Below are 11,240 nucleotides of genomic sequence, written 5' to 3' on the forward strand. Positions count from 1 at the left end.
ACTCCTCATTAAGTGTTGATTGAAGGGTAAATGTTCATGAATAGATCTGCTTAATAGCCTTTCCCCAGGCTCTGAATGTGTCTGACCCGGCCATTTTTGAGTGTTATCTGATACTGAAACTGGTTCGGCCCGAAATTGAAGATCCAGTCCTCAATATCATTGGTGATGATGGTCCGGTACTGTCGATTGCCGTTAATGGTAACAGCCTCCCTCTGTGATCCAGAAGCAGGTTCGCCGCACTTATTCAGCACTTCACCAGCGGTACTGCCAATGGAGATAATTGCAGCACCACATCTCAAGGTGTCTCTGTCATCGGCAAGAGCCGGGGGGATAGCAAGCGTTAGCAAGCCCACGGTGGTTATCAGTGTGTACAGCCTGGTCATAGGGCGCCATCCTTATTCGCGATTTTTCTGAACATTACACTGTAAACCTTATCGCATGAACCTTGGCAATTCAAGAAACCCTGTACTGGTAGTGAAAAACGGGCATTATCTAAAAAGGATAGTAATATAATAGTTAGTATGCTATCTATTTGGCATGCCTATAGCCAATACAAAAATTGAGCGCATTAACCTGCTTTATCACCTTGGGCTTCTGACACGGCGCTGGCGTCAGGTGCTGGACAGTGAGTTTCAGGCTGTCGGCCTGACCGATGCTACCTGGCGGCCACTGCTGCATCTTCACCTGCTTGGCGACGGCGTACGCCAAAAGGATCTGGCTGCGTCCATCGGCATTGAAGGGCCATCCCTGGTTCGCCTCATCGACACCCTGGTGAAAAAGGGACTGATCCAGCGTTCGGAAGATGGTGTAGACCGGCGCGCCAAGCAGCTCACGCTGACCACCGAGGGTCAAATCGTTGTAGCCCGGATACGAGAGATTGTCACACAGCTCGAAAAGGAGTTGCTCAGCCCCTTCAGCGACAGCGAGATTGACCGGTTCGGACAGTTCATCAAGACCTTGGAATTAGCGGTAAGTGAGGTCCGGATGCGGGGCAAGCAATGAACGGTCGCACCCTGCAGTGCCTGTACATCTCATTCTCATGATCGGCATGATTGCCCTGTGTTATCGCCGGACAGTCTTTGGGGCAATGACTTCATTAAATGCAAAGGGTCAGAGGATGGCATCAAGCAGCAATCTTCCTCTAACAAGCGCAAAACATCATGAAAATTCTGACACTTAATTGCTTGAGTCATTCGATAAAATACCACCTCTTTACCTGGGAGGGAAAGAGTGTGCTGGCATCGGGGACGGTGGACCGGGTGGGCCTTGGCGGTTCATGTCTTTGTCAGAAAATTCCCGGTCTGGCACCATACCTTGTGGAAATCGACAACGCCGATCACCAAGGCGCTATAGCCGCGCTCATTGCTGCCCTGACCGACCCGCAGCACGGCATCATCGCTGATGTCGGGGAAATTTCTGCTGTTGGTCACCGGGTTGCTCATGGTGGCAAAGAATTCCGTCACTCGGTGCAGATTGATAGCCATGTTCTCAGCGTTATCCGGAAGCAGCAACATCTGGCGCCATTGCACTGTACCCCCAACATCGCCGGCATCGAGGCGGCAATGGTGCAGTTGCCCAATATCCTTCATGTGGCAGTTTTCGATACTGCTTTCCATAGCACCATGCCCGAGCATGCCTACCTTTATCCGCTGCCCTACGAATGGCACGAGAATTATGGGGTCCGTCGTTATGGGTTCCACGGCCCGTCGCACTACTATCTTTCGCGACGGGCAGCCGTACTTCTCAACAAGTCGGCCGATAGTTGCAATCTGATCACCATTCACCTCGACCGTGGGGTATCGCTGTGCGCTATCAGAAATGGCCTCTCCATCGATACCAGCATGGGGATGACTCCACTTGGAGGAGCGGTCATGGAGACCCGGTGCGGCGATATCGATCCCGGCATCCCTGCCTTTATAATGCAGGAGATGGACCTTTCACCGCAGGAAATGGAACAGGTCCTCAATCACAAAAGCGGTATTTACGGTATCACCGGGCAGCGATTGGAACGGCAGTTATTTTTGCAGGCAGTATTGGCTGGTGATAATCGCTGCAAGTTAGCCCTGGAGATGGAAACCTACCGTATCAGGAAATACATCGGGGCCTATCTTGCGGTTATCGGGCCATTGGATGGCCTCGTTTTTAGTGCCGGTACAGGTGCGTCGGAATGGCTAACGCGGGAGATGACGCTGCATGGACTGGAGTGCTTCGGGATACAATTTGACCGGGAGCTGAATCGCACTGTTCAACTGGAGCAGGGAGATGTGGAACTTACCGGTGAAGGCTCATTACTGAGAACCTTTGTCATTCCGACCAGTGAAGAACGCGTCATTGTCGATGATGTCGTTGCCGTTGCCGATACCTACAGGAATCATCTGCGTTATGATTTTTAGCATGTCAGGACTTACCTCAAGCCTTCGTCGCAGCATATCACCTCAGATACGCCACGCTATAACCATCCTCTTATTATGTCCGCCGCTCGGCGTTGGCATGCATAAAGTGCTTTCCTGGCAATAGTTGCTATAATGATAAAACTTCATTATGTCGTTTTACGGATATGCAATGGATGGCATGACAGCGCCACGTACTTTTATCTCTCGCCTGGCAATCGGTGTTTTTTTTGCCAACCTGTTTGTTTATCTGCTGGTTGGAATGTCTCTCTATCCGCATCAGCATCACGATTTCCCTGGTCAATCTGCAAGTAATCACTTGGTTCAATGGCCACAGGAAGCGTTTGTCATGGCGGCGCTGCTATTTTCCCTGGTCTCTATCTACGTTGCCAGGCTGGCTTACCGGAAATGGCAATCCGGCAGGGCAGGGGTAGAGAAGCTGCATTCATCGATTATTTATACACGCACCCTGCTGGACACAATTCCAGACCTGATCTGGCTGAAAGACCTGAATGGTGTCTACCTGTCGTGCAACAGAACCTTTGAAAGGTTCTTCGGCGCCAGCGAGGCCGATATTATTGGCAAGACCGATCATGACTTTGTGGTCAAGGAACTGGCTGACTCGTTCCGCGAGCATGACCGCAAGGCCATGGCAGCAGGGAAACCCAGCAGCAACGAAGAATGGGTCACCTTTGCCGATAATGGCCAACAGGCTTTGCTGTACACAACCAAGACACCGATGTTTGACGCTGAGGGCAGACTTATCGGCATTCTGGGAGTCGGCCGCGACATCACCGATCGCAAGATAGTTGAAGACAAGCTGGTGCGTCACCAGGAGCACCTCGAAGAGCTGGTGGCAGAGCGGACGAATGAACTGCTCCTTGCCCGCGAAGCTGCTGAAACTGCCAATCGGGCCAAGAGCATGTTCCTGGCCAACATGAGTCATGAAATCCGCACCCCGATGAATGGCGTTCTCGGCTTGACACTCATGTTGACGGAAACGGAACTGAGTAAAACCCAGCGCCACTATGTCGAGATCATCAAGAACTCGGGGAATAACCTGCTGCAACTGATCAACGATATCCTGGATTTTTCCAAGCTTGAAGATGGCAAGTTTGAGCTTGAATCATCCGCGTTTGATCTCCAGTCAACCATAGGCGAAACCATAGAGCTGATCTCCTTTTCTGCCCGCGAAAAAGGGCTGGAACTGCAATCGGTAATAGCTCCTGATATCCCTCAGTGGTTGATGGGGGATGCCGCGCGCTTGCGCCAGGTCATTATCAACCTGGTCGGCAACGCCATCAAGTTCACCCAAAAGGGTTTTGTGAAGCTCCAGTTGAGCAAAGATGCCGAAAGCGAGCAGGAGGTTACTGTGCGCTTCATTGTGTGTGACAGTGGCCCCGGTATTCCGGTCGACAAAATAGAGCAGATATTCAAACCGTTCATCCAGGCTGATGGTTCAATTACCCGAAAGTTTGGCGGTACCGGACTCGGGTTGTCAATCTGCAAAAAACTGGTCGCTTTGATGAAGGGAGAAATCGGAGTCGAGAGCCACGAGGGTGAGGGCTCGATCTTCTGGTTCACCGCAGTCCTAGAAAAGCTGACCGGTGAGGAGGTTGCCGCTGCGACGTTCAAGGCGGAGTCAATCCCAGCGCCTGAAGCAGATACTGTCACAAAGTGTGGCCGGCGACTGCTGCTGGTTGAGGACGATCCGATAAATCAGGAGGTTGCCTCCTCGTTTTTAGTGAAGTTGGGATATTCTTTTGATGTCGTTGATAATGGCAGGGAAGCACTGGAGGCTCTTATCGCGAACGAGTACGGGCTGGTGCTGCTGGACTGCATGATGCCGGAAATGGGAGGATTCGAGGTGATCTCTGCTATCCGCGATGCCGGGTCGGCTGTGAGGGACCACAATATCCCGGTTATTGCCCTGACAGCCAAGGCGATTCTCGGTGATCGTGAAAAGTGTCTTGCCGCCGGAATGAATGACTACCTGGCGAAACCTCTGCGCATAGAAGAACTGGGAGCAGTCCTGGGGAGATGGTTGACAGTTCCAGCAGACGCTTTCACTGCTTGTTTTGACGAAGCCGGATTGCTGGAACGGCACCAAGGCGATCGGGAAAAGGTCAAAGAGCTTACGCCGTTTTTCGTGTCAAAGGCACACCAGTACATTTCAGCCTTAGAGCAGAGCATTGCCGAAGGCAATGTCTCTGAACTCCTGCACTATGCCCATACCCTTAAAGGAGCGGCATATACCATGGGGGCAACTGGGGTTGCCACCATGGCCGGTGAAATGGAGGAAATCGGCAGAAGCAACAATCTCAGTGAGGCCGGACAAAAACTGCAGCAGATTACCGAAGTGTTTGCCTCGCTGCGGCAACTGCTTACCGAACGCGGCTGGCTCAAACATAGCTGAAGCGGAATAAGTGCCGTCAACGGTAGAAGATCTTGCGGTTTACCTTGAGGATTTGTGCTGCTTTGGTCTTATTGCCACCGCAGTTGCGGAGGGTCCTATCCAGAATTATGCCGGTGATGGCATCAAGAGAAATTTCTTCGGGGCTCAGAGCGACGCAGTATTCGATGATATCCTTTGACGCATTGCCCGGCAAGGTTTTAGCCATCGGCAGGCGAAGGTGCTCTGGCCGTATCAGCTCGTCGGAGACCACGATGGAAGCATATTCGAGGACATTGCGCAGTTCGCGGATGTTTCCCGGCCAGTCATAGGCGACGAGCTGGTCCATAGCTTTCTTGGAGAGCCCTGGCAGGGTTTTACCCAAGTGCTTGCGGAAGAAGCCGATGAAATGCTCCACCAGAAGCGGGATATCTTCCCGGCGCTCGCGTAGCGGAGGGATAGAGATCGGAACGACATTTATTCTATGAAACAGATCTTCGCGGAACGTACCATTGCGCACTCGTTCAGCAAGGTTATGATGGGTGGCTACGATCACCCGGAAATCAGCAGCCAAAGGTTTGCTTGATCCTACTTTTTCAAAGGTTTTTTCCTCCAGCACCCGCAACAACTTGGCCTGCAGCGACAGCGGCATATCACCGATCTCATCGAGAAGCATGGTGCCGCCACGAGCCAGGCCGAATTTCCCCTCCTTATCCCGGTCGGCGCCGGTAAAGGCGCCGCGGACATGGCCGAACAGTTCGCTCTCCAGGAGCGTTTCGGGGATAGCTGCGCAGTTTACTGCCACGAATTTGCCGGGGATTCTCCCCGCGGCGCTATGAATCGCCCTGGCCAGCACCTCTTTGCCGACGCCGCTTTCGCCATAGAGGCTGATGGTTGATCGTGGCGATGCAGCTACTCTTGCCGCCAGTTCCAGCACTGTTCGCATGGTCGGGGATTGGGTGATGATATCCTGGAAACTGAAGCTCTCACCGTAGTTCTTGCGCAACTGCTCATTTTCGCAGGAAAGCCTCCCGAATTCCAGGGCCCGACGCACCACCAAATCAAAAGTCAGAGGATTAATCGGCTTTTCCAGATAGTCAATGGCTCCCTTGCGAATCGTTTCCACTGCATTTTCGATGCTTCCCTTTGCCGTCATTACAATGAATGGCAGAGACGGACGGCTCTCATGGACCGCCTGCATGAACAGGGCTCCATCTATTGTCGGCATGACAAGGTCGGTAATCACCAGTTCCACAGCTTGTGATTCCAGCAGCAGCAAGGCCTCTTCACCGCTGGCAGCAGAAAATACCTCATAGCCGAGCTGCTGCAGTTGGCTCTTGAGGCTTAGCAGGGTGAATTCCTCATCGTCTACTATCAGGATCCGTTTGTTAGGCATAACTTGCTCTCACTTGATGTCACTGTAATGTCCTGAAATGGGACAGTTGTTACCATTGTAGAGAGCCATTTCTTCTAGTCAAGCCGCCCAGAGTAAATACCCTACCGACAGTGTCCCGTATCGTCTCGATTGTCCCTGATTGGGACGGTTGATTATTCCTTGATGTAATGCAATATCTTGAAAATATTAAATTTTTATCTTTGGTATGTTCAATGCCATAGGTAAGAGTAGATGAATTTTTTAATTGTTTGCAGTTAATGCTGAGCGTCGCCTGGAGGTGAACCATGTCACAGGATGCTGTTGAGCGTTTTTTGGGCCGAATTGCTACTGATGAGAAATTCAGGGGACAGGCGAAACTCTCCGTATCTATGGCGTGCGTCAACGAGGGGCTTGTGGTTTCCGAGGAGGAGATGTCAGCCCTCAAGCGTATCGATTTCATCCTGTTTGAGCTGATTTCCCATACTATCGACGATTCAATAAAGCGCTGTTGACGCCATGGATGGCTTTCTCACTATCTTCAGGGAGGTAACAAGGCATGGCCCGAATGATTTTGACCGTTGATGATGCTGCCAGCGTGCGACAGATGGTCAGTTTCGTCCTCAAGCAGAATGGCTTTGATGTCATTGAAGCTGTGGACGGCCAGGATGCCCTCCGTAAGCTTTCAGGGGGGGAGAAGGTGGACATGATCATCACCGACCTGAATATGCCCAACCTTGACGGCATCGGGCTTATAAAGGGGGCGCGAACGCTGCCTGCCTGCAAATTCATCCCGATCGTCATGCTGACCACTGAATCGAATGATGCCAAGAAACAGGAAGGAAAGGCGGCTGGTGCCAGCGGCTGGATAGTCAAACCGTTCAAGCCGGAACAACTGCTCGCCGTGGTTAAAAAGGTACTGTTGTGACCGAAAGTGCCGGTGCAAGAGTTCAGCGAAGTTATCGGAGGTGACCAATGGCGGGACAACTGGAGTTTCCTGAGGAATTCTACATCGCGAATGTAACGGAGATGGCGGAAAAGTTAGTGGCGGCGCTGCAGGAAAACCAGGATCTGGTACTTGATCTGACACGGGTGGAGCGGATCGATTCCGCAGGAATTCAGGTTCTCATCAGCGCCCGTAAAGAGGCGGAGTGTCTCGGGGCGAATCTGAGCTTCAAGCTGTCTGACGCAGTCAGCAGCTTTGCATCAAGGATAGGGATAACTTTGTGAAAAAGTTTGCAGCCCTGGAGGTGTCATGGATCTCAAGAGATTTCACGCCATATTTGTCGAAGAGGCATCGGAGCATTTAGAAACCCTGGAAAACGGGTTCATGCAGTTGGAGAAAAGTCCGGACGACAGCGAACTGTTGAACGCTATCTTTCGTTCAGCCCACACCATCAAGGGGTCAAGCGGCACAGTAGGTTTGCCGAACATCTCGAAATTCACTCATGTCATGGAAGAGATTCTTGAAGCCATGCGCGGGGGGGAGTTGACGCCGGACAAGTCGATGATCAGCACCCTGCTGGAATCTCTTGACATGATCAAGGAGATGGTGGCTGCGGTTGCTGCTGAAGAGGAGTTTCCTTTTGAACGATGTCACGACCTTATGGCGCGGATGCAGGCGATCATGGGCGAAACACAGCCAGAGGCAGCAGCGGAACCGCAGGTCGATGACAGAGCTGATCACAATATCTTTCTGATCCGGTTTGCACCGCCAGCCGACCTCTTCAAGCGCGGCATGGATCCGGTAAAGCTCTTCGATGAACTGCTGGAGCTGGGAGAAATTCAGGGCATGTCCTGTGAAATCGACCGGCTGCCGCGGCTGTCCGAGTTGGATGCCGAGGAGCTGTGGCTGCACTGGGTGTTGCATCTGAAGACCGGCAGCGATGAACGGGCAGTGCGGGAAGTCTTCATGTTTATCGAGGAGGAAAGCGATATCGAGATCACTGCAGTTAGCCGTGACGCCACACTGTTCGGCAGTCTGCTTGTCGAAGAAGGAGTTGTCAGCGATAACGATGTCAAAGAAGCGCTCTCCAAGCAGAAGAAGCTGGGTGACATTCTCCTTGAAGAGGGAAAGGTCACCCAGGAGCAGATCAACGGGGTTCTGGCCAAGCAGGCGGTCCGCAAGGCGGATTCTTTCGCCAAGAATGTGTCCACCAGTATCCGGGTCGATCTGAAGAAGCTCGATCACCTGGTGAATCTGGTGGGGGAGATGGTGATCATCCATTCCATGTTCCATCAGGTGATGTATGGCCAGGGGAAAGAGCGGGCCGCTGAACTTGCTGTGAACTCTGAGCGGGTAGATATGATCTTCGGCCAGTTGCAGCGGATCGGCAAGGATATTCAGGAAGGGGCCATGGCGCTCCGGATGCTCCCGGTGGGCGAGGTTTTCCAGCGCTTCACCAGGCTGGTGCGCGAGCTGTCGGCCAGCAAGGGTAAAGATGTCGAGCTGGTCATCAGCGGCGAGGAGACGGAACTGGACAAAGGGGTGCTGGAAAAGATCGCCGATCCCCTGGTTCATCTGATCCGTAACTCAGTGGACCATGGCATTGAGCCGCCGGAAGAGCGGCAGGCCGCACATAAGCCGGCTCAGGCAACGGTGTTCCTGCGCGCCTACCAGATGGGAGATGCTGTCTATATCGATGTCCAGGATGATGGTCGCGGCCTCGATCGCGACAGGATCATCGCCAAGGCGTTGGAGCGGGGAGTTATTGCCACTGCCAACGGGCTATCCGATGACGAGGTCTATAACCTGGTCATGCTTCCCGGTTTCTCGACTGCCGACAAGATCACCGACACCTCGGGTCGGGGCGTCGGCATGGACGTGGTGAAACAGAATATCGAGGCATTAAACGGCGTAGTCAATATCAAGACACGCAAGGGGGTTGGCACCACCATCTCGATCCGCTTGCCGTTGACCCTTGCCATCATCGATGGTCTGACGGTCAGCATCGGCGACGAGGTGTTCATCATCCCGATTACCTCGGTGATCGAGTCACTGCGTCCCTCCCGCAAAGATGTCAATTCAATCGAAGAAAAAGGAGAAGTTGTCCATGTTCGCGGAGAATACATCCCGTTAATCCGTCTCCATAAAGTGCTTGATATCCCCTGCAGGCAACAGGACCCCTGCCAGGCTATCGTCGTGGTCACGCATCACGACAACTGCAAATTCGGCTTCATGGCCGACGAACTCCTGGGAGAACAGCAGGTGGTGCTGAAGACCCTCGGGTCGGCAACCCCCAAGGTGCGCAGCATAGCCGGCGGAACCATCATGGGAGATGGTCGTGTGGCACTGGTTCTGGACGTGGTCGGTGTCATCGCAACTGCAGGCAGTTGATTCGAGAAACAAATTACAAAGGAGGATTGTCATGGGACTGAAATCATTTAACAACTGGAAAATCCTTACCAAGATCGTCAGCATATCCGTGGCGACCATTGTGGTCATCATCGCCATTAGCATGGGTGCCTTGCTCCCGTTCATTGAACGGAAGCTGATGCACGAGAAGGAAGTTGCCCTGAAAAACGTCATCGACCTGACTTTCAATCTGGTCAAGGAATACAATGATCGGGCGGCAAAGGGGGAAATCCCTCTTGAGGAGGCCCAGAAACGGGCAACAGAACGACTGCGGAACCTGCGTTATGCCGGCGAAGAATATCTCTTCATTCTCAGCCTGGAGACAGCCATGGTGATGCATCCGATCAAGCCAGAACTTGAAGGGAAGAGCGTTGCTGAGACCAAGGACCCTCATGGCAAGGCTCTGTTTGTTGAGATGGTCAAGGTGGCTAAGGACAAGGGAGAAGGGACTGTCGATTACATGTGGCCCAAACCTGGGCAAACCGCGCCGGCACCCAAAACATCGTACATAATGCTGTTCAAGCCGTGGGGATGGGTCATTGGCACCGGTATTTATGTTGACGATGTCACCAAAGAGCTAAACACCATTCGCTACTCAATCCTCGCCGTGCTTGCAGTCTGCTCTGGCTTCATTATGCTCCTTTCATGGGTTGTTGCCCGTAAGATCCGTCAGCCGCTCCTGGAGGCGGTAGAAGCCAGCAACAGGCTGGCAGACGGCGATCTGACTGTTGCTATTGAAGTGAAGAGCAGTGATGAAACCGGACAGCTGATGGATGCGATGGGGAACATGGTTTCGCGATTACGGGAGATCACCAGCCAGACGGTAGAGGCGGCCAACCAGGTCTCCATCGCCGCCGACCAAATCTCCGAAGCCAACCAGAGCTTCTCGCAAAAGATCACCGAGCAGGCCGCATCGGTCGAAGAGACCACCGCCGCCATGGAAGAGATGGGGGCCTCCACCCGGAGCACTGCTGAGAACGCCCGTGAGGCCAACAACCTGGCGCGCAGCAGCAAGACCGTTGCCGAAGACGGCACCGTGGTCATGGCCGACACCATTGCCGCCATGAACGAGATCAACAAATCATCGGCCAAGATAGCGAACATCTCCAACGTTATCGAAGAGATCGCCTTCCAGACCAACCTGCTGGCTCTTAACGCTGCAGTAGAGGCTGCCCGAGCCGGTGAGCACGGCAAAGGGTTTGCCGTAGTAGCTGCCGAGATCCGGAGCCTGGCCGGCCGGACCACGCAATCGGCCAAAGAGATCACCACTCTGATTGAAGACAGCGGTGAGAAGACCGGCCGTGGAGTGCAACTGGCGCAGGAACTGGACAAGAAGCTGGGGGAGATCGTCTCCGGGATCAAGAAAGTGACCGACCTGATGGACGAGGTTGCCGCTGCCGCCGCCGAACAGTCGTCCGGAATCAACCAGGTCAACACCGCCATGGGTCAGGTAGATCAGACCACCCAGCAGAACGCCTCACTGGTAGAAGAGACCTCCGCCGCGGCCGAAGAGCTGGCAGCCCAGGCAAAGGGGCTGCTGGATGTAGTCTCGTTCTTCAAGGTAGAGGACAGTGGTCGGAGCGCCAAGGGTGCGCGAGGCCGTAAAACGCCACAGGTCTCCCTGGCCATGCCCGCCAAGGGTGGATTCCGGACTAAGGCAGCTGCCCGGCAACCGGCACTGCCTGACCGGTCCCAGGCGTCCGGCAGTGAAGACGATTTCTCGGAGTTCTG

10 protein-coding genes are annotated in these 11,240 nt (G+C 53.5%); 8 read left to right on the top strand and 2 right to left on the bottom strand.

Annotated features, from left to right (window positions below):
* Nucleotides 1–50 precede the first annotated feature (50 nt).
* The gene (locus KI809_RS19475; protein ID WP_214173272.1) at nucleotides 51–383 is read right to left on the bottom strand and encodes a DUF2845 domain-containing protein; all 333 of its coding nucleotides are present in this window, start codon (nucleotides 381–383) and stop codon (nucleotides 51–53) included.
* Nucleotides 384–537: 154 nt separating this feature from the next.
* Between KI809_RS19475 and KI809_RS19480 the strand changes: the two genes are divergently transcribed.
* The 3 genes from KI809_RS19480 (at nucleotide 538) to KI809_RS19490 (ending at nucleotide 4,806) form a co-directional block, all read left to right on the top strand.
* Nucleotides 538–1,002, top strand: coding sequence for a MarR family winged helix-turn-helix transcriptional regulator (locus KI809_RS19480; RefSeq protein ID WP_214173273.1), 465 nt, complete (start codon nucleotides 538–540; stop codon nucleotides 1,000–1,002).
* A gap of 158 nt (nucleotides 1,003–1,160) precedes the next feature.
* Nucleotides 1,161–2,393, top strand: a complete 1,233-nt coding sequence (locus KI809_RS19485; RefSeq protein ID WP_214173274.1) for an acetate/propionate family kinase — start codon at nucleotides 1,161–1,163, stop codon at nucleotides 2,391–2,393.
* Nucleotides 2,394–2,562: 169 nt separating this feature from the next.
* The gene (locus KI809_RS19490) at nucleotides 2,563–4,806 is read left to right on the top strand and encodes a PAS domain-containing hybrid sensor histidine kinase/response regulator (RefSeq protein WP_214173275.1); all 2,244 of its coding nucleotides are present in this window, start codon (nucleotides 2,563–2,565) and stop codon (nucleotides 4,804–4,806) included.
* A gap of 16 nt (nucleotides 4,807–4,822) precedes the next feature.
* Here the strand turns inward: KI809_RS19490 and KI809_RS19495 are convergent, their stop codons facing one another.
* Entirely contained in the window at nucleotides 4,823–6,178 is a 1,356-nt protein-coding gene (locus KI809_RS19495; protein WP_214173276.1) for a sigma-54-dependent transcriptional regulator, read from the bottom strand.
* A 284-nt stretch (nucleotides 6,179–6,462) separates the two neighbouring features.
* On the opposite strand from KI809_RS19495, the gene KI809_RS19500 reads away from it, so the two are divergent.
* The 5 genes from KI809_RS19500 to KI809_RS19520 all read left to right on the top strand — a co-directional run.
* The gene (locus KI809_RS19500) at nucleotides 6,463–6,669 is read left to right on the top strand and encodes an Os1348 family NHLP clan protein (RefSeq protein WP_214173277.1); all 207 of its coding nucleotides are present in this window, start codon (nucleotides 6,463–6,465) and stop codon (nucleotides 6,667–6,669) included.
* 44 nt (nucleotides 6,670–6,713) lie between these two features.
* Nucleotides 6,714–7,082: a response regulator gene (locus tag KI809_RS19505; protein ID WP_214173278.1), complete on the top strand. Its 369-nt coding sequence runs from the start codon at nucleotides 6,714–6,716 to the stop codon at nucleotides 7,080–7,082.
* Nucleotides 7,083–7,129: 47 nt separating this feature from the next.
* Entirely contained in the window at nucleotides 7,130–7,384 is a 255-nt protein-coding gene (locus KI809_RS19510; protein WP_214173279.1) for an STAS domain-containing protein, read from the top strand.
* A gap of 25 nt (nucleotides 7,385–7,409) precedes the next feature.
* Nucleotides 7,410–9,491, top strand: a complete 2,082-nt coding sequence (locus tag KI809_RS19515; protein ID WP_214173280.1) for a chemotaxis protein CheA — start codon at nucleotides 7,410–7,412, stop codon at nucleotides 9,489–9,491.
* A 31-nt stretch (nucleotides 9,492–9,522) separates the two neighbouring features.
* A partial coding sequence (locus tag KI809_RS19520; RefSeq protein WP_214173281.1) for a methyl-accepting chemotaxis protein occupies nucleotides 9,523–11,240 on the top strand: 1,718 nt, incomplete at its 3' end.

The organism is Geoanaerobacter pelophilus (assembly GCF_018476885.1).
In the GTDB taxonomy this organism is placed as follows: Bacteria; Desulfobacterota; Desulfuromonadia; order Geobacterales; family DSM-12255; genus Geoanaerobacter; species Geoanaerobacter pelophilus.

Coding starts and splice junctions, on each gene's coding strand:
- KI809_RS19515 (WP_214173280.1), top strand. CDS start 7,410: ATGGATCTCAAGAGATTTCACGCCATATTTGTCGAAGAGGCATCGGAG.
- KI809_RS19495 (WP_214173276.1), bottom strand. CDS start 6,178: ATGCCTAACAAACGGATCCTGATAGTAGACGATGAGGAATTCACCCTG.
- KI809_RS19475 (WP_214173272.1), bottom strand. CDS start 383: ATGACCAGGCTGTACACACTGATAACCACCGTGGGCTTGCTAACGCTT.
- KI809_RS19510 (WP_214173279.1), top strand. CDS start 7,130: ATGGCGGGACAACTGGAGTTTCCTGAGGAATTCTACATCGCGAATGTA.
- KI809_RS19505 (WP_214173278.1), top strand. CDS start 6,714: ATGGCCCGAATGATTTTGACCGTTGATGATGCTGCCAGCGTGCGACAG.
- KI809_RS19490 (WP_214173275.1), top strand. CDS start 2,563: ATGGATGGCATGACAGCGCCACGTACTTTTATCTCTCGCCTGGCAATC.
- KI809_RS19485 (WP_214173274.1), top strand. CDS start 1,161: ATGAAAATTCTGACACTTAATTGCTTGAGTCATTCGATAAAATACCAC.
- KI809_RS19500 (WP_214173277.1), top strand. CDS start 6,463: ATGTCACAGGATGCTGTTGAGCGTTTTTTGGGCCGAATTGCTACTGAT.
- KI809_RS19480 (WP_214173273.1), top strand. CDS start 538: ATGCCTATAGCCAATACAAAAATTGAGCGCATTAACCTGCTTTATCAC.